Annotated in this window: 15 protein-coding genes; 12 read left to right on the top strand and 3 right to left on the bottom strand. The window is 51.7% G+C overall.

Features of this window, described 5'->3' with window-relative positions:
• The first annotated feature begins 329 nt into the window (after positions 1-329).
• Entirely contained in the window at positions 330-710 is a 381-nt protein-coding gene (gene panD, locus MNU25_RS10410) for an aspartate 1-decarboxylase (protein ID WP_240985005.1), read from the top strand.
• A 113-nt stretch (positions 711-823) separates the two neighbouring features.
• Here the strand turns inward: panD and MNU25_RS10415 are convergent, their stop codons facing one another.
• Positions 824-1,501: a class I SAM-dependent methyltransferase gene (locus MNU25_RS10415; RefSeq protein WP_240985006.1), complete on the bottom strand. Its 678-nt coding sequence runs from the start codon at positions 1,499-1,501 to the stop codon at positions 824-826.
• Positions 1,502-1,570: 69 nt separating this feature from the next.
• On the opposite strand from MNU25_RS10415, the gene MNU25_RS10420 reads away from it, so the two are divergent.
• Entirely contained in the window at positions 1,571-2,071 is a 501-nt protein-coding gene (locus MNU25_RS10420; protein ID WP_240985007.1) for a MupG family TIM beta-alpha barrel fold protein, read from the top strand.
• Between the two features lie 59 nt (positions 2,072-2,130).
• On the opposite strand, the gene MNU25_RS10425 is transcribed toward MNU25_RS10420, so the two are convergent.
• Positions 2,131-5,784, bottom strand: coding sequence for a 5'-nucleotidase C-terminal domain-containing protein (locus tag MNU25_RS10425; RefSeq protein ID WP_240985008.1), 3,654 nt, complete (start codon positions 5,782-5,784; stop codon positions 2,131-2,133).
• Between the two features lie 488 nt (positions 5,785-6,272).
• Here MNU25_RS10425 and MNU25_RS10430 point away from each other — a divergent pair, with 488 nt between their 5' ends.
• The 6 genes from MNU25_RS10430 (at position 6,273) to MNU25_RS10455 (ending at position 13,299) form a co-directional block, all read left to right on the top strand.
• Positions 6,273-7,322 carry a LacI family DNA-binding transcriptional regulator gene (locus MNU25_RS10430; protein ID WP_240985009.1) on the top strand — a complete coding sequence of 350 codons (1,050 nt, stop codon included), beginning with the start codon at positions 6,273-6,275 and terminating at the stop codon, positions 7,320-7,322.
• Positions 7,323-7,421: 99 nt separating this feature from the next.
• Positions 7,422-8,126, top strand: a complete 705-nt coding sequence (deoD, locus tag MNU25_RS10435; protein WP_240985010.1) for a purine-nucleoside phosphorylase — start codon at positions 7,422-7,424, stop codon at positions 8,124-8,126.
• Between the two features lie 270 nt (positions 8,127-8,396).
• On the top strand, positions 8,397-9,464 hold the full coding sequence (locus MNU25_RS10440) for a BMP family lipoprotein (RefSeq protein ID WP_240985011.1): 1,068 nt from the start codon (positions 8,397-8,399) through the stop codon (positions 9,462-9,464).
• A 284-nt stretch (positions 9,465-9,748) separates the two neighbouring features.
• Positions 9,749-11,257 carry an ABC transporter ATP-binding protein gene (locus tag MNU25_RS10445; RefSeq protein ID WP_240986799.1) on the top strand — a complete coding sequence of 503 codons (1,509 nt, stop codon included), beginning with the start codon at positions 9,749-9,751 and terminating at the stop codon, positions 11,255-11,257.
• A complete protein-coding gene (locus MNU25_RS10450; RefSeq protein ID WP_240985012.1) occupies positions 11,247-12,377 on the top strand; it encodes an ABC transporter permease in 1,131 nt (376 codons plus the stop codon). Before MNU25_RS10445 ends, MNU25_RS10450 begins: the two co-directional genes overlap by 11 nt.
• Positions 12,367-13,299, top strand: a complete 933-nt coding sequence (locus MNU25_RS10455) for an ABC transporter permease (RefSeq protein ID WP_277350677.1) — start codon at positions 12,367-12,369, stop codon at positions 13,297-13,299. Before MNU25_RS10450 ends, MNU25_RS10455 begins: the two co-directional genes overlap by 11 nt.
• 792 nt (positions 13,300-14,091) lie before the next feature.
• Here MNU25_RS10455 and chrA read toward each other — a convergent pair.
• Complete coding sequence (gene chrA / locus MNU25_RS10460) at positions 14,092-15,294, bottom strand: chromate efflux transporter (RefSeq protein ID WP_240985013.1); 1,203 nt, start codon at positions 15,292-15,294, stop codon at positions 14,092-14,094.
• A gap of 607 nt (positions 15,295-15,901) precedes the next feature.
• Here chrA and MNU25_RS10465 point away from each other — a divergent pair.
• From MNU25_RS10465 to MNU25_RS10480, 4 genes are all read left to right on the top strand, one after another.
• Positions 15,902-16,306, top strand: coding sequence for an ArsR/SmtB family transcription factor (locus MNU25_RS10465; protein ID WP_240985014.1), 405 nt, complete (start codon positions 15,902-15,904; stop codon positions 16,304-16,306).
• Positions 16,299-16,475: a hypothetical protein gene (locus MNU25_RS10470; protein ID WP_240985015.1), complete on the top strand. Its 177-nt coding sequence runs from the start codon at positions 16,299-16,301 to the stop codon at positions 16,473-16,475. Before MNU25_RS10465 ends, MNU25_RS10470 begins: the two co-directional genes overlap by 8 nt.
• A 19-nt stretch (positions 16,476-16,494) precedes the next feature.
• Positions 16,495-17,253, top strand: coding sequence for a DUF169 domain-containing protein (locus MNU25_RS10475; RefSeq protein WP_240985016.1), 759 nt, complete (start codon positions 16,495-16,497; stop codon positions 17,251-17,253).
• A 274-nt stretch (positions 17,254-17,527) separates the two neighbouring features.
• Positions 17,528-19,183, top strand: a complete 1,656-nt coding sequence (locus MNU25_RS10480; RefSeq protein WP_240985017.1) for an IS1634 family transposase — start codon at positions 17,528-17,530, stop codon at positions 19,181-19,183.
• The last annotated feature ends 98 nt before the right edge of the window (positions 19,184-19,281 follow it).

Below are 19,281 nucleotides of genomic sequence, written 5' to 3' on the forward strand. Positions count from 1 at the left end.
AAATCAGTATCCTGCAAGTGGGCACCATAAGAGTACTCGGGGATGAGAGTACACGGGGATGAGAGTACTCGGGGAAAAGAGTACTCGGGGAAAAGAGTGCTCCGGGCGAAAGGACGGAGGACTGCTCGTAAGTCATGTTAAAGGAAATTGACCGCTTGGATCAGTTGGACCGAGACGGTGTGCAGGAGAGGCCCGGGTACCTCACGCCAAGCGGAGGTGCCCGGGCCTTAATTGTATTGCGCGAACCATTATGGGGTTTATTTCCATTTCAGTTGTATGTTTAAAAGCAGGCTCTTTGCTTGAGAATAATCCTGTGGAGGTTGAGGCCCGTGTTCAGAACGATGATGAAGTCCAAGATTCACCGTGCGGTGGTCACAGAAGCGAATCTCAAATATGTAGGCAGTATTACCATAGACGCGGCTCTAATGCGGGCGGCCGATATATTGCCCAACGAAAAAGTGCAGGTGGTCAATAACAACAATGGAGCCAGGTTGGAGACTTATGTCATTCCCGGGGAGGAGAACTCAGGCATCATTTGCCTGAACGGAGCCGCGGCACGCTTGGTGCAGGTCGGCGATGAGGTGATCATCATTTCTTATGGCATTTTCACAGACGAAGCAGCCAGTCAGTACCGGCCCAAGGTCGTTTTTGTTGATCCCGAAAACCGGGCGGTAAAAATTGCTCCCGCGGAGGAGCACGGAGAATCGTAATTCCTGGGTGACAAACGAAGTGAGAGGCGGCGGTCGGGTTCGCTGCACTCAAGCTGATTTTTAGTCCGGAAAGTTCCGGATTCCGGCAGCGGCGCCGAGTGGCATATCCGTCCTCAGAGAGAGCAGACGTAAATGGCCGCCCGCTTGCCGACATCATGTCTCTGTACAGCCGAGAAGATACCGCGCATTTCTTCTTCCCCTGTGTGAATGAAGTTGAAATAATCGCCGCCTTCCGCCCACTCGGCCAGATTCGTGAACAGCCCCCGCCGTGAATTGTAGTCATAAAACAGGACTCGCTGTCTGGCCAGACGCCGCGCTTCCAGCATAACGCTGCGCCGCAGTCGGGCGGTCAAGCCGTGCAGAACATAGGCGGACACGACGAGGTCAAAGCTCTTATCCCGAAAAGGCAGCCCGGTCGTGGCATCGCCTTGTACCAGCTTAACCCGGTTGCCGTTTGATTTTGCGGCGGCGGCCAACATCTTTTGTGAGAAATCAACGCCGGTCGCATCATATCCCAATTTGGCAAAGCAGGCGGCCAAGGCTCCCGTGCCGCAGCCGATGTCCAGCACCGTAGGCGCGGAGCCCGCGGGCAGGTCCTGTGGCGGCAAAGTGTCCCGGAGGTCTGAGGATGCCGGCGGTTCCAGGAATTCACGCCGCTCTGCCAGAACCTGACAGTAATTTGTGAGCTGCCCCTGAAAGAATAAGTTATAAACAGGGGCGATGAGGTTAAATATGTGAAGGTGGTTTTTCAGCTCGAGTTCCTGTTTGGCCGGTTCAAATGTCCTCTTCACTACCGACACCTTCTTTCCCGAATCTTCCCAGGGCTAAAACCGTCTGAGGCAGGGGCCTATCTTCTCCCCATGGCCAAAGCCAGGGACATGCGGCTAAGCCTCTTGGTCACTAATCGTGCTCATTATAACACACTCGGTTCCGGCTCGGAAATCGGCAGATACAGGTGTCCTATAGGCGAACTCAATGCCAGTACGATCAGCGAAGAGGTTCTGAAGACGATTATAAAAGCGGGAGCCGATCCGGCCAGGCTTCAGGCTTGCCATAATTACTACCCGCGGCACGAAACCGGTCTTTCGTACGAGTTCTTCGCCGGGCGTTCGCGGCCGTTTCGCGCTTACGGAATTCGTGTTTCTGCCTTTATCCCGTCTCGCGCAAACCCGCGCGGTCCGATTTATGCGGGGCTGCCGACCCTGGAGGAGCACCGGCATTGGGAGCCGCTCCAGGCGGCCAAACAATTGGCGGCCTGCGGGTTGGCGGACGGGATTCTCTTCGGGGATCGGCTGGCGACGGCCGAGGAATTGACCGATGTCGGTCGGGTGGACTCTTCTCTCATAGTAATGGCTTGCTGACGAAAACGCGGTCAGGCTCTTCGCGTACACCTCAGATTCAAGTTTTTTCGACGGGCTGCTCAGGCGGCGTATTTGGAATAGACAAAAGCATTGCGACCGTTGTAGAGGATCTTGTACCAACCGCTCTCAATACCCACGACTTGAACCGTCGTTCCATAAGGAAGGGCCCCGACGATGCCGGCAGATAAACTGGCTCCGTTTCTGACGTTTAGCCCTATCCGTGCGATGACCTTCACGGTTTTGGTCACACGGCCGTTCACCGGCTGGACATACTTGGCGTAGACATAATATTCTTTGCCTTGGCAGCTGATCTGATCCCACTCACCCAGCGCTCTGAGCAAGGTCACGACACTGCCCCGGGGCAGGGAACCGGCGACAGCGTAGTTTAACCCGGCCCCGGTCCGCAGGTTGAGGGCGGAGACTGTGACTTGAACACTTGAACCGGTCGCCGACCCTTCCCCGGAACCGGAATTTTGAGCGGGATTTGTGGCGGCGACGGGGATAGTGGAAATGACCCAGTCGTGATCTACTGTGGGCGTGATTGTCTTATGATCCTGAATGTATTTGATCATTAAGTTGCGTACTTGTCCGTCATCACCGTATTGCTTCGCGGAGTCAAACGTTACTTGGGGATTCGTGATACCTGCCGCTTTCATGAAACCCCCGCCACCGTTGAACCGGTAGTTGTTGATAGCCACCGTGAGCACGTCCGTATCCTTTACGGGTTTCCCGTTGACTTCGAGGTTCTTAATCCGGTGGCCGGCCGGTTGGGTTAAGTCAACAGTATACGTGGCTCCATACAGCTGGTCGAGGTTGTAATCCGGAACATTCAAAGTCTTGTCTTTCGTGATCGGTGCCTTCGCGGAGGAAACCTGCCGATAGTAGCGGGCTGACCATTCCATCCAATCTTTCAGCTGTTTGCCCGTCATCTTAATGCCGTAGAGGTAGTTTTCGAACACGTAGACGCCCATCAAGTCCTGAATCGTCACCGCCCCTTTGGCAATTTTGGCGGTGTTGCTGAGCGGAGCGGCTATTGACAGGTCTGTTTTCGCATAATGTTTTTGAACCTTATTAATCAGATCCATCAAAGCTGTTTCTTGGGTCAGCTGCTTGTCGCCCAGAAAATCGCCCGTGGAAGTTCCGATCTTAGTGGCAACGTAGGCCAAAGTGGCATCCTGATAGGGCTGCGCCAGCTTAAGGATTGCCGGGTCGGCGGGGACGCTGTCATTCATAGGCACAACCTCGCTGGCCGCCCTGACGAGAACCGGTTGGCCTTTTGCGTCCCGGGAAACGGTGAGATCAATCTGAGACACATCCTGGGCCCACTTGCCGGGTTCCGTAACAATGACCTTTTTGCCCGCGGGGTCGGTATAGGTATGCTGTCCGAATAAAGCGTGCGTGTGACCGGCCACGATCGCGTCAATCCCGTTTACACCGGTGGCGACTGCCTTAACTTCGTTTTCCGGAATCGTGTCCGAAGGGGATTCTTCGCCGGAATGCATAGCTACGACGACGATATCAGCCCCGGCGGCTCTCATTTTTGGCACCCATTTATTTGCCTCATCAACCAGGTCTTTGAAGGTTAGTCCCGCATAATGGGCCTTATCTTCCCAGTCTGGGATGCATTTGGTCGTCAGGCCTAAAATCCCCACTTTGACATCCCCCTGGGATGTGGAAAGTGTTTTCAGGTAATAGGGATCGACAAAGTTTGATCCGTCTTCTTTGTAAGTATTGGCTGACAGTACATGAATGGACTCTTTTCTCATGTCACTGATGACACGGTTTAGCACATCCAGACCGTAATTGTATTCGTGATTCCCCAGAGTCCAGGTATCATAGTGCATTGCGCCCATGACCTTAGCAAAAGGATATTCTGACTTCGTATCGATTTTGTCATAATAATAAGAAAGCGGGGTGCCCTGAATGCTGTCTCCGTTGTCAACCAAAATGACATTGGGATTACTCGCCCTGACTTCATTGACATAGGTAGATACCTTGGCAAGGCCTTGATTGGCAGGTTTGGCGGCACTGTAACTCCAGGGAAAGATGTGGCCGTGCACATCGGAAGTCGCCAGTACGGTGATTACTGCCGCATCAGGTTGGATCCGGTGATCGACCGCAGAGGTAATTGTCTTCTGCTGTTTTATGGTGTTGACAAATGCGTCTCTGACTAACTGAAACGTGTCGTTCGCCTTGATGGACGGATCGACAAACCCTTTAAAGCCGTCGCCGCCCGTTCCCATGAAATCGTTGGTTGCCACGGAATACGTTTTGCTCGGATCAATCGGCGTTCCGTCAGACTTATTCATGGCAGTGACCCGCTGCATGGTGGGTTTACCCGGATCATATTTGAATGTGAGCCCAGCCACTTGAATCCCTTTGCCGCCGTCTTGGACGCCCTGCTCCAGCACCGTCTTAATCTGGGCTCCGGTCATGTTCATCGTATAAATGGTGTCATCAAACGGCCAAAGCTGGTAGATTTCTCCCAGGGTGATATTTCCTTTGGGAATATTGCAGCGCAGCCCGCCGTTATTGGTAAAACCAAAGTCGGCTTTAACTGTGTCTTTCGTCACTTCAGCCGCCCAATTGCCCAGGCTCGAGTCGCCGTATGGAGCGGCGCTCTGTGCTCGCGTCAAGTCCACAGCCGCAGTGCCGATAACTTGGTTGAATTTCGTTCCGATCGCTTTTTCCGCTTTGTCGACTATGGCCTGGACCGCCGGATCAACCTTCGGATTTTTGGCATTGTATAATGGTTGGTCGTTTTTATAGACCATGTCGCCGCAGCTGACCGTACCATCCGGATTCAGAGTGACCTTTAAGTCAATATAACCCTGACCGGCGTGGTTGGCTACTCCAACCGGAATTCCGTTCACCTTCGCCGTAACGATCGTGTGCGTGTGTCCGCCAAAGACAGCGTTGACCCCAGAAACTTGTTGGGCGAAATCGATCAGGTTGCCTGTAGTCACACCGCTCTTATCGGTGATCGCTCCCATGTGGGCTACCACGACCACGATTTGGGCACCTTGGCTTCTCAACTGTTTGGCCAAGTCGTTTACGATGGGAACCGGGTTTTTAAAATCAATGTTGGCAATATATTTGGGGGTGATCGATGTCTCAAATTCTTTGTTGTCAACGACACCGATGACCCCTATCTTAACGCCGTCTTTGTTCAACATGACGTCAGGCTTGGTGTAGTTGACCGGCCTGCCGGTAGCCTTATCGTAAACATTGCAGGCGAGAACCGGAATCGACGAATTCTTTAAGGCCGCATTTTGTGTGTCGATAACGGAATCAATTCCCCAGTCATACTCATGATTGCCCAAAGTCATGGCATCAAAACCCATGCTGTTCATCATGTCGATGACGGGCTGGCCTTTCAGTACATTGGAGACAGGCGTGCCCTGGAACATGTCCCCCCCTGACAAAACAACCGTGTCAGGATTACTCGCCTTGATATCTTTGATTTGTTGAGCCAGGACCCCGGCGATCGGCTGAGTGATCGGTGTTCCGTCGCTCAGTTTGCCGCTGCCCTGAAGTGCCCCGTGAAAGTCGGTTACCTCGACAAAGTCAAAGGTTTTGCCTGTTCCGTTTGTGGCGGCTGAAGCCGGTTGGGGGACACCCGCAACCAGGCTCAGGATCATAGAAAAGACCACAAATAGACTGAATGTTTTTTGGCTCTTGAGCCAAGAGAATAAGCTCTTTTTTCCCCGCATAACTTGTTTCCTCCTCTTCGTAATATGAAGATTCTAACTCTTGCAATACATCTGCCCACAGCCGTTTCTCTGTTTGAGCAACCCGGCTTATACTTCTGTCATGGTCAGGTCACCCCCTTTCCCGCAGACGCGAAGGCCCCCCTACAGAATGGTGCAGCACGATGGCAGGTTTGGCCAATTTTATTTATGTAGGTACTGTAGCAGATGCTAAAAGGCTTTATCATGGAAAAGCATACCATTAACCCGGGAAGAAGTAAATAGAAACTTGGTAAATTATTCAAAGTTCGTGCTAAGGTGGATTACGGAGAGGAGGTCTTTGGCAAGATATTCCTCTGCGGTCGGGCCGAAGGATACGGACGTGATTGTTGCAACTATTGCGAGTACTTTCTTGACTTTCTGACGGCTGAATGGTATTATCTGTCCGATAAAACGTTTAACCCAATCAGCCCCCTGAATCGTGAGAACCTAAATCTTTCAGAGAGGTCCATATGACGGTGACGATAAAAGACATAGCGGCCAGGACAGGGCTGTCTATTACCACGGTTTCCCTTGTTTTGAATAACAAGGAATCACGGATTTCCTCAAAGACCAGGCAGCTTATTCTGGACACGGCAGAGGAACTGAACTACATTCCCAATCAAATGGCGGTTAGTTTGGTGACGAAAGAGACGAAAACACTCGGACTGATTATCATGGATATCGCTAATCCTTTTTTTGCGGAACTGTCGAAGGGAATAAGCGCCGAGGCTTCCGAACACGGTTTTGACATCATCCTTTGCGACACAGGGGACAGCTACGAGATGACCATGCGATCCCTGAAGGTTTTGGCCAGCAAGAATGTGGACGGCATTGTCATAACCTTGTCCGATGAAATCCGGGAGGAGAAGATGGAACTTCTCGCCGACTTTTTGCAAAATCATACTCTCCCGGTGGTTCTCATTGAAAGGGCGGACCGGCTGGTCATGTCCGACTGTTTGAATGTCAATCACGAAAAGGGCAGCCGCCTGGCGGCCGAGCACCTCTTGAGGCTGGGGCACCGCAAGGTGGGGTGCATTACGGGACCTGCCCACCTGGAGGCTACGGGCCGCCGGCTTAAGGGGGTTATGGACGTATTTGCGGAACGTGGGGTAAAATTCCGGCCGGAGCTTGTGGTCGAAGGGGATTATCATATTGAGTCCGGGTATGCGGGCACAGAGAAAATTCTGGCGGCGGACTCATCGGTCACAGCCATCTATGCTTTTAATGATTTGATGGCTTATGGGATTTATCAATGTCTGAAAGATAGGGGGATCAGGATTCCCGACCGGATGTCGGTGGTGGGTTTTGATGATATTTTCTTTTCCAAGATGCTGTATGTGCCCTTGACTTCCGTGGCGCTTCCCATCCGCCAAATGGGTGAAAGAGCGGTTCAACTGCTGATTGAGAGAGTGGCGAACAGGGAGTTACCGCGTAGGTGTGACGTGCTTGAGCCCAGGCTGATTATACGGGAGAGTACGGTACCGCCGTGCCCGGCCGACCCACCTGACCGAAAAGCTTAGCTGCCGCATGCCCGGATCAAACCATAGGGATTTAAATGGATTAACTAACGAACCCCAAGAGATGACCATGGGGATTTTGACGGATAGGGAGATTTTGCCATGAGCATACCGACACCACACATCGGCGCCCAAGAGGGGGATTTTGCCGGGACGGTTTTAATGCCCGGAGACCCGCTCAGGGCGCAATTTGTGGCTGAGACATATTTCGAAAATGCTGTTTTGATCAACAACGTCAGGGGGATCAAGGGCTACACTGGATCTTACCGCGGGAAGAGAGTCTCGGTTATGGCCAGCGGTATGGGTATGCCGTCTATGGGTATCTATTCTTACGAACTTTTTAATTTCTATGGGGTTGACAGCATTATCCGGATCGGCTCGGCCGGGGCCATCGATTCCGAGCTGGATCTGAAAGACATCGTAATTGCTATGGGTGCCTGCACAAATTCGAACTACGGTGCCCAGTTCGGACTTCCGGGGACTTATGCCCCGATCGCCGGCTATGCGCTCCTGAACAAAGCGGTCAGCCGGGCGGAGGAGATGAAGCTGAAGTACAAGGTCGGCAACGTCTTCTCTTCGGATACGTTCTATGACGATGGCGCGAGTCTTCACCAGTGGCGGAAGATGGGGGTTCTGGCGGTGGAAATGGAGGCGGCGGCCCTGTACATGAATGCGGCCAGGAGCGGAAAGAATGCTCTCTGCATCTGTACCATTTCCGACTGTCCGTTCACAGGTGAGAAATGCAGTGCGCAAGAGCGGCAGACTTCGTTTCGGCAAATGATGGAACTGGCGCTGGCGATGGTGTGACAAGCGGAGCGGACAGGAAATATTGTGCAATAAAGCGGCTTTCGGGACACAGGTCCTTTTGGTAGGGACCGGAAATTGATTGCATATACCGGAGGGCTATGTCCGTGCCGCGGCTGAGTTTGACCCGTGGTTTGTATCCGGTCTCCGGGCGTTTCCTCGGGTAAATCCCCGTCATAACGGGGTACTCTCCACATTATTCGTTGAATCGGCCTTTAACCGTGATAAGGCCAGTCGGTTAAAGGCCGGTAAATAAAAAAAAGGGGGATTAACATGAAAGGGAAAAAAGCGCTCAGTTTGATCACTTCTCTGGCCATTGTTGGGGTTTTGCTCTCGGGATGTGGTTCGGGTTCAACGCCCGGGGCGCCTTCCGGGGCGGCAAAAGCGACCTTCAAGGATGGCATGGTGACGGATGTCGGGGGGATCAATGACCAATCCTTCAACGAGGGCGCCTGGAATGGCCTGCAGAAGTTCGGTCAAAAAAATCCCGGCGTTCAAGTCAAGTACCTGGAATCAAGCCAAAGCTCCGATTATTCACCCAACCTGAATCAGTTTGCGAGCAACAACTACAATCTCGTGTGGGCTATCGGTTATCTGATGGCAGACGCCGTTAAAGCTTCTGCCAAAGCGTATCCTAAAGTTAATTTTGCCATTGTTGACGACTCGATCACTCCCACGCCGAGCAATCTCACCTGTGTTCTCTTCCGGGCTCAGGAATCTTCGTTTCTGGTCGGTTACATTGCCGCACTGAAGACAAAGACTGACAAAGTCGGGTTTATCGGCGGCGTTCCGGGTACGGTAATTGACGAATTTGAGTACGGTTTCAGAGCGGGTGTCGCCTATGGAGCCAAAGAGCTCGGCAAGAACATCTCTGTGAATGTCCAGTACGCCAACTCCTTCAGTGATGCCTCTTTGGGCAAGGCCATTGCCCAGCACATGTATGCGCAGGGCGCGGACATCATTTTTGCGGCTGCGGGCAATGTCGGGCAGGGCATGATTGCGGAAGCGAAGGCTGAAAACAAGCTCTGCGAAGGTGTGGATATGGACCAAGCCAAGCTCGCTCCCAACAATGTTCTGACCTCTGCCTTGAAAAACGTCAATGACGCGGTCGAGCTTATTTCCCAAGATGTCAAGGAAGGCAAAAAAGTCGGCGGGCAGACGATCAGCTATGGTCTGAAAGACGGCGGCGTAGGAATTCCGTACACCGCCCAGGCCATCAAGATGTGCGGTCAGGATGTCATCGATAAAGCGAAAAAAGTGCAGCAGGACATTATTGACGGAAAAATAGTGCCTCCCTACAATAAGGCGACTTACAACAAATACCTGACCACCCTAAAATAACCGGGTACCTGAGTGGAAATAATCCGGAGTTTACGGGGAAATAATCCGGCGCTAATGCGGAAATAACCCGGCGTCTGCGCGGTGCAAGACAACTGAAATTTTCCGAGCACAGAAGTCTTCCGCTCACACTTGTTCTGCATTCCCTGCTTAAATATCCCCTGTAAGGTGAGACTTCTTCTCACCTTGCAGGGGGTTCGGCAGGGTGTTCACTCCGGTTCCGCACACTGCTGTTCAGAGAAGGAGGGGGGCAAACTTTGAAAAATCAACAAGCCGACGCGGTGGAAATGCAGTCCATCTACAAATATTTTGACAATTTTTGTGCGTTGAACGCGGTGAACCTTAAGGTCAGGCGAGGGAGCATTCATGCGCTTTTGGGCGAAAACGGAGCCGGAAAAACGACGCTGATGAATATCCTTTACGGGCTTTACAGACCGGATGGCGGTAAGATTTTGATTAACGGCGAGCCGGTGGAGATGAAGAACCCGAACGTAGCCATTGAGCACAAGATCGGGATGGTGCATCAGCATTTCAAACTGGTTGAGAATTTTACGGTCGTGCAAAATATCATACTGGGCCAAGAGGTCGTAAAGGCCGGCTGCGTCTTAGACCTAGCCAGGGCTAGAAAGCAAGTCATGGATCTGTCCAAAACTTACGGACTTGCCGTCGATCCCGATGCCAAAATAGAGGATATCTCCGTCGGAATGCAGCAAAGAGTTGAGATTTTAAAAGCCCTTTATCGGGGCGTGGAAATTCTCATTCTTGACGAACCCACGGCCGTTTTAACCCCCCAGGAAATTAATGAACTCGTAAATATCATGCATAATCTTACGGAAGACGGCAAGACGATTATTATCATTACCCACAAGCTGAAAGAGATTAAGAAATCCTCAGAGTACTGTACGATTATTCGCCGGGGTAAATACATCGACACCGTTGTTGTAAAGAGTGTCAGCGAGCAGCAACTGGCTTCTATGATGGTCGGGCGGGAAGTCAGTCTGGTTGTGGCCAAGGCCAAAGCCGACCCGGGGGATATCATCTTTCGCATAGATAATTTGACAGTCGAAGACAACCGGAAAATAGAAAGAGTGAAGGAGTTGTCCTTATACGTAAAGAGAGGGGAAATCGTTGGCATTGCGGGCATTGACGGGAATGGTCAAAAAGAACTTGTTGAAGCGATAACTTGTCTGACCAAAGTGAAGGCAGGGAAGATTTCAATCAACGGCGCAGAATTGCAAAATACCTCGCCGCATTATGTCGTCGAAAACGGCATTGCCACGATTCATGAAGACAGACAAAAGAGGGGACTTGTGCTTGATTTTCCGGTGAAATATAATCTGATCCTTGAAAATTACAATAAGCCTCAATTTGCCGGGCGTTCTATCCTGAAAGAACCCGCGATCCATCAATTCGCCGAAGATTCCATCAGGCGGTATGACATTCGTCCGGAAGACTGTGCGTCCGAACCGGCCAGGGCCTTATCCGGGGGCAATCAACAGAAAGTCATTATTGCGAGGGAGCTTTCCGAGAACCCGGAACTCCTGCTCGCCTTTCAGCCGACCCGCGGGCTTGACGTGGGAGCCATTGAATTCATACACAGTGCGCTGATCAAGCACCGTGACAGCGGGCATTCAATCTTGCTGATTTCATTTGAACTGGACGAGATTATGAATGTTTCCGACCGGATCTGCGTTCTCTACGATGGCCGGATCGTCGCGGAGTTTCTCCAGGGTGAGGTGGACGAAAACGAGATCGGGTTACTGATGGCGGGAGGAGAGAGGAAGAATGGGATCTAAAATCGCCGAACTGCTGAACAAGACGGCCACAAAAATCATCCTGGCTATTGTGCTCGGTTTCATGGCGGGAGCTCTGGCCCTGGCCGTGGCCGGCTATGATCCGGGTACCTCTTATTCCATGATGTTTACCAGTATTTTCTCAAGTCCGCAGAACATGATTCAGGTTCTTATCCTGACCATGCCCAATATCCTCACCGGGCTCAGCGTCGCTTTCGCTTTCAAGACGGGACTTTTTAACATCGGCGGCGAGGGTCAGTATATCGTGGGAGCCATTGCGGCGGTCATGGTCGGTGGGGTGTTCAACCTGCCGCCGGTGATCAATGTCATTGTCATTATGCTGGCTGCTTTCCTCGCGGCGGGACTGTACGGCGCTTTGGCCGGCTTTCTCAAAGCCAAGTTCGGTATTCATGAAGTCATTACCACCATCATGTTGAACTGGATTGCGCTGTATCTCAATAACTATCTCATATCCCTGCCGGGCATCGGGGTAAAGAACACGGAATATTCCTTTGCTATTAAACAGAACGCCTGGACAAATGTGCTCAACGGTTGGAAAACCTCTCCTCAAGGGCAGGCTTATCTGGCTGCCCATCCGGCCTTGTCGCCCATTCTTCTGGGTACGGACATCAACTACGGAATCATCATTGCTATTGTCGTGGCGGTTGCGGTTTCTTTTTTACTGTACAGAACCACCTTCGGCTATCAGGTCAGAGCGGTAGGCCTGAATAAGGACGCGGCCGAAGCGGCCGGAATCAGAGTTAAAAAGAGCATCGTCATGACCATGTTTATAGCGGGGGGGCTCGCCGGTCTGGCTGGCGCCCTGCAAATGACCGGCACACTGCCCCATGCTTTGGTGACCCTGGCCAGTCAGCCGGGATACGGATTCAATGGAATAACTGTGGCCTTGATGGCTAACAGTTCGCCGATCGGCTGCATCTTTACGGCTCTTTTGCTGTCCGCGCTCCAGTTCGGCGGCAGTACGATTCAAATGAACCTCGGTGCGCCGTCCGAAGTCGTCAATATTATGATCGGAGTGATTGTCTTCTTCGTGGCGGTAGCCTCCATGTTCACCATGATCTCCGAAAGGATCAAGAGGAGGAGGGTTAAGATTGCTGATTAGCATATTGCTCGCCGTAAGCATCACCTTAATGTATGCCGCTCCTTTGATGTTTGCCGGTTTGGGTGGAGTTATCTCGGAAAATGCCGGGGTAGTAAACATCGGGATTGAAGGTATGATGACCATAGGAGCGTTTTGCGGGGCGGCCGTGGGTTATTTCTCAGGCAATCCGTGGTGGGGGTTTGCGGCGGGAGGTCTTTCGGGAGGGTTGCTGGCCCTGGTGCATGCCGTTGCCAGCATCTCTTTCCGAGCGGACCAAACCATATCGGGTGTCGCGATTAACTTTATCGGGCCGGGTTTGGCACTTTTCCTCTCACGAAAATTGTTCGCCGGGAGTGCCATGACGAAACCGGTTGAGCATCCAATTCCTACGATATTTGGCAGTTATGCGGCTAAGTCGTCCAACTTGCTGATTAAAGCCGCGAATATCGAGATGACCGTGCCGATTGTATTCATTTGCGCCTTGGTCCTCTGGTTTGTCCTGTATAAGACGAGCTGGGGCTTGAGAATTCGCTCGGTCGGCGAGAATCCTGCCGCCGCCGATACGCTGGGCATTAACGTCTACAAGATCAAGTATGTGGCGGTTTTTGTTTCCGGCGTGCTTTCCGGATTCGGCGGAGCAACCATGACTTTGGCGGTAATGAACTACTTTACCCAGTCAACCATCTCGGGTCAGGGCTTCATCGCGCTTGCCGCGGTTATTTTCGGGAAATGGAAGCCTCACGGCACAATGGCTGCCTGCCTCCTCTTCGGGTTCGCCCAGGCCCTGGTCGTACTGCTCGGGGGGAGCAATTCCAAAATTCAGATCCCATCGTCGCTTCTTTCCATGCTGCCTTATGTTTTGACCTTAGTCAGCCTGGTCTTGTTCGTCAGGCATTCCACGGCGCCCAAGGCCGACGGGATACCTTATGTGAAAGGTCATTAACAACCGGAGATTGTCAAGAAACAGACAGAAACGGAGATCGTACAGGTTCAAGAATCGCCCCAGACTCATTAAAACCTTGCACTTAAGGCCACCTCATTTGACAGAGGTGGCTTCAAGTTTTTCTTGAGCTGTCTCAAGCGAACGTGTGCAGTTGTGGGCCTGAATCAGAAGATGACAAGTCCAGTCTGTGCGAAACTTTATCGGAGTGATGCAGTGGTGGGGGCAAGGATGGTTCGGATACTCTTGCATTTACCGGGACTGGATATATAATAATATCGTAATGGACTAATAGCTGAAGATATTCATGGGTGCACATTATTTCCAAATCCCCAGGGTAGAATATCTTCGAATTATGAATTCAGGCTATTGTTCCAAAGAGCGCGCCGGTAGCGGGAATTCAGGGGGGAAGAGTGCAGTCAGACGTCAGACCGGGAAGGGTTTAAGAGGGGCGGCAGTCGGAGCAGCGGCCGAACAAGAAGAAACAGAAAAGAAGAGTGCGGGTCAAGTGGGACAAGTAGAATTCCCGATTTTACGATTACAACCAGACACGGGGACGGCTGACTGACCCGGTCGAATGGGCTGAAGGTGGCGACTATTTCGACTTCATCCGGCACGGAGAAGAAGAGATGCGCAGGAGTTTTCCCGCGGTTCTGCGCATCGACGTTGGTCAGCGGGCGGGCCTATATCTTTGTTCCCCCTATCGCGAACCCTTTTCCCAGATAAGCTTTGCATTGCCCCGGCGCCTCCAGCAGGCCAGACAAAGAGCCTCTGTGCCCCGGATGACGTTTGGCGTTAGTGACAAATCATTTGTACCAGCAGATAGAGGGCGGTGCCGCTAAGAACCACCCATAATACGTCCAGTTTGGCAAAACGTAAAGCAGCCAAAGCGGCCAGAGCTAGGACAATCGTTATCGGGTCAGTCAGGCTGTGCCAGGCCATTCCCCACAGGACAAGGGTCATTAAACCGACAAAAGAGGCCAGGATACCTTTGAAAACGGCTTTGACCCAACGGTTTTCCTTGACCTTACCGTACACAGGCATTACCAGCAGCACCAAGAGAAAACAAGGGGCAAAAATACCTATTGTTGCCGCCGCCGCTCCCAACAACCCCGCAACTTTATAACCGACGAACGTAGCGGTAATGACGATAGGTCCTGGGGTAACCTGCCCCAGTGCAATACCTACCGCAAATTGACTTAGACTCAACCAATGGTAAACATTGACTACCTGCTGCTGAATAAGGGGAATCATGGTAAATCCGTTGCCAAAGACGAAGAGACCGATACCGAAAAAGACACTCTCGAGGCGTAATAATAGAGGATTCAAGCCGGATAACAGGGCTATGATTGCGATGGCGCCCAGTACTATGATGATTTCACGAGTACTGAATGAAAGAGCGGGTTTGGTATCAGCCGGAGAGCCGTTACGCACAGTGGTCCAGGGTCTGTAAAGTATAATACTTAAGCAGCCCGCCAGTAAGAGAATAAGGAAAATGCTGATATTCAACCAGGCTACCCCCAGGGCGACTATGGCGATCGCAATGGCTTTCCAGTCTTTCAGCACCGATTTTCCGATATCCAAGACCGCATTGGCAATCAGAGCCACGACCACGGCTTCCAGGCCCGCGAAAGCGCTATGGACCAAAGAGATGCCGCTGTAACGGAAGTACAGGTAAGAAAGAAAGGCCATTAATGCCGTCGGAGGCAAGATAAAACCGGTAAAGCTAGCGAAGGCACCCGCCAAACGCCTGATACGGTAGCCCATGAAAACAGTTAAGGTGACAAAGGTGGCGCCGGGCAGGAACTGCGCTAAGGCCAGACCGTTCAAGAATTCCTGCTCATCCAGCCATTTCTTCCGTTTCACGATATTTTTTTTAGCTTCGGCCATCATGGCTGGGCCAAAAGCAGTCAGGCCCATTTTGAAAAAGGTGAAAAAAATCTCTCTCAGGCTTATTTCCTTTGGGCCCGGTGTGCTCGTCGCTAAGGCTTGATCCATTTCAGTTATGGGCTCCCTTCGAATAGTAATTTGCTATTGGAAATCCGGATACAGGAAATCGGATACTAGAGGTATGCAGGAGTTGAGCTGCGATTAACGCAGCTCCCTGTTCCGGAATTTGTACACTTGGAAAAACGAATTCGTTTGTTCAATTTAAATTTGAAGTGAACATGAGACAGTTGAAAGTCCTACTGAAGGCTCCAAGTCAAACCACAGGACGTGAAGGCTTCTTTCGCGTCCCCGCTTTGCAAGAAACGCCAGAAGTGCTCGCCGCCTTCTCGGTTAGCTCCCGGACTGAGCAGGGCGATATCAAAATAGACTTCCTGATAGCTGCGCTTAACGTCATCTATATGACGTTATCACATATATCATCTAGATTTTAACGTCTCCTAACCTCGTTGTCAATAAGTGAACCTGACCCAAAATAGAATAACTTTCGCAGATTTTCCCTGTGCGGCAGATTGACAGGATATGTGTATAGATCCTGCGTCTTGCCGATCCGGGGGAAGTTTGTCGGGTTGAGACCTTGACGGATGTGTCTTCTCGATGTACAATGGACTACACATGCATCCGTATATGCGGATATGTACATAAACGGAGATGTGAAATGACGGATTTCTTGCGAAAGGCTAGGTTAGCTATGGATGATTTAGTGCAATTTTTCAACATCCTGTCAGATGAGACTCGGTTGCGCATTCTGACCCTGTTAGCGGGGCAAGAACTTTGTGTCTGTGAATTGGCCGAAATCCTGAACGTGCCCCAGCCGAAAGTGTCAAGACATTTGGGGAAGTTGCGCGATGTGGGTTTAGTCAAGGATATGAGGAGGGGGCAGTGGGTCTTTTACGGCCTGACCGCTAATGAACCGCTGGAGCAGGATATTCTAGCGATGATAGTCCAACAACGTGAGAAATATCCCGTCCTTCTAGCCGATGCCAAGGGTCTGGAGTTAAGAAGGCGAGAAGGGAAAATGTGCAGCAGGACCGGCTCACGAGAGGAGCAGAAACTTGTTTGAACTAGAGGGGGAGGAGCAGCAGCAGCGGCAGAAGAAGAATGTTTCATTGAAGGAGGAAGAGAATATGACCGAACACGATGATGATGTTATCTGTGACAACTTTGTAGCATGGTTGTCCGGCAAGAAGGCAAGAAATGTGTGGCAGGGCAACCGGAACAATTTTCAATGACGTGAAAGAGGTGTTTAAGATGACTCAACGATCCGAACAAGCCGCGGCCCTGAAAAGTATTCTACAACTAAACCGGGAACCGGTCGGCGTTAAGTTTTTAACCACAGAGGACTATGGCAAGCTTCATGATTCGTATGACGATACGACCAAAACCAGATACTGCCAGGCGCTTATGCGCGCCGGCCAGGGCGCCAAGATTGTTATCACGGACGGAAACATCAGTTGTCCCGCCTCTGCGGCGGCGTTTGGGCTCAAGCCCCTGCCGGAAGTGTTGCGCTCGGGACAAATGCTTCTGAACATGGGGTTATTTGCCAGTTTGGACGCGGGCAAAAAAGCCATGGAGGGTATGACCAGACTTGAGCAGGGAGCTTATCAGGCGGTTCTTCTCAGTCCGTTGAAGGATATAGAAGTTGAACCCGATGTCGTGGTGTTGGAATCTAAACCAGAACATCTTATGTGGACATCCCTCGCGTCTATATATACAACCGGCGAGAGGCTACATTACTCTACGGCGGTTTTCCAGGCGACCTGTGTCGATGCGACTGTGATTCCGTTTGTGAAGGGTATTGTGAATTCTACGCTCGGCTGTTATGGTTGCCGTGATGCCACCAATATCAACGACACGGAAGGTCTGACTGGGTTTCCGTATCGTTTTTTGGAGGATATACTCAACAACTTGGTCAGCCTGTCACAAAAGGCGATGCCGGTCGCCCGGTCGAAGAAGGCCTACCAAGTCTTTCATCCCGAACAGGTTCAAGAATCGCCCCAGACTCATTAAAACTTGTATTTAAGGCCACCTCATTTGACAGAGGTGGCTTTAAGTTTTTCTTGAGCCGTCCCAAGCGAACTTGTGCAGTTGTGGGCCTCGGCTTCGACAGTTTTTCGTGGATTTAGGCATCCGTTAAAAAATGGATGCCTTTATTCATGCGGGTTTCAGGGTTTATCCACACGCAAAAACAGCGAAAATGTGTAGGCACACGATTCCGTGGATAAGTTGCGGATAGCCCCTATTAATACTTGAGGGTATGTCTGACTTGTGGTAAAATGTAGGCATGTATATACGTGTGACGTCTCGTAAGAACAAAGATAATAGTGTGGTTAAGTACGTTCAGTTAGCTCATAACGTTCGTAATCCGAAAACCGGCTCTCCGCAGGCGAATGTCCTTTTTAATTTCGGACGTTTGGATCGGTTGGATATGGAGTCCCTTCGCCGGCTGGAACGCAGTATCCGGCGTTTCCTCGGGGAACCGCTCGATCCGGTGGAGGCCCCGAAACCGGAGCTCCTCTCCTGTCGCCCGCTGGGCGGTGCCTGGTTTCTGGATCAGCTCTGGCGGAAACTCGGAATCGATAGCATTTTGAAGCGCCGCTTGAAAGAGCGCGAGTATCGCACGGAGGTGGAACGCGCTCTGTTCGCGATGGTGGCTAACCGGGCTTTGGCACCTTTGAGCAAGCTGCAATTGGAGAAATGGGTGCCCGAAAAGGTAGTCATTCCCGGCCTTGCGAACGTGGAGGTTCAGCACTGCTATCGCGCGATGGATTTCCTCTTGGAATCCCAGGAAGACGTTGAGCGAGAGGTGTTTTATGCCGTAGCGGACTTGTTCTATCTTGAAGTCGATCTCCTGTTCTTCGATACCACCTCGACTTACTTTGAAATGGACGCGTGGGACGATGAGGAACAGGACTTAAAGGCGCTGGGTCACTCAAAGGACAGCCGGCCCGATTTGCCCCAAATTGTGATCGGCCTGGCGGTCACACGGGACGGGATCCCGATTCGCTCTTGGGTCTGGCCCGGCAATACCTCCGATATGTCGGTTATCCCGGAAGTCAAGCGGGATCTGGCGGGTTGGAAGTTGGGGCGGGTCGTGAGTGTGATGGATAGGGGTTTTTCCTCCGAGGAAAACTTGCGGATTCTGCAAAGGACCGGGGGCCACTACATCGCTGGAGAACGTCTTAGAGCCGGTAAGCCCGAAGTCGAGGAGGCCCTCTCCCATCCCGGAAGGTTTCGCACGCTTCAAGAGAATCTGGAGGCGAAAGAAGTCGTTGTCGGCCACGGTGAGGCCCGCATCCGCTACGTTCTGGTCCGTAACCCTGCGGAAGCCAAGCGTGATGCCCATACCCGCACCAAGCACCTGGAGAAGCTGAAGCAGAAGCTCGCGAAGCTGAAGGAGCTGGACGGAGAAGCGCACACCAAAGCCCACTGTGCTCTCTACAGCCATATCGTCTACAAGCGATATTTGCAAATCGATGCTAAAGGCAACCTTAGGATTAACCAGAAAGCGGTCAAAGCCGCGGAAAGGCTGGACGGGAAATACCTTATCCGCACCTCGGATGACACCCTCTCCATAGAGGATATCACCTTGGGCTTCAAACAGCTTTGGGAAGTGGAGCGGGCTTTTCGCACGCTCAAAACGACTCTGGAGCTACGGCCTGTTTACCACCGAAAAGACGATCGGATCTGTGCCCATGTCCTGCTGTGTTGGCTGGCTTTGCTCCTGGTACGCCTGGCAGAAGTAGAGACTCAACAAACCTGGGCCAACCTTCGTTTCGAACTGGAGAAAATTTATCTCGTCGAGTGGGAATCGACGGACGGGAAAGTCTTTCAAAGGACAGAATTAACCCAAGAGCAAACGGGTATTTTTTCAGCACTCAAATTGCCGGAACCCCCGAGAATATGGGATATTTCGCTTCCCAAGGGACAAAAAGTGTAGGTACACGGTACGTTATCCACAAGTGCCTGAAGCCCAGATGCCATAAGGGTTTGAGGCACTTCCCGTGTCTACGGACTGTCGAAAGCGAGTGGGCCTGA

The sequence above is a fragment of the Acididesulfobacillus acetoxydans genome (genome assembly GCF_902729405.1).
Lineage (GTDB): Bacteria > Bacillota > Desulfitobacteriia > Desulfitobacteriales > Desulfitobacteriaceae > Acididesulfobacillus > Acididesulfobacillus acetoxydans.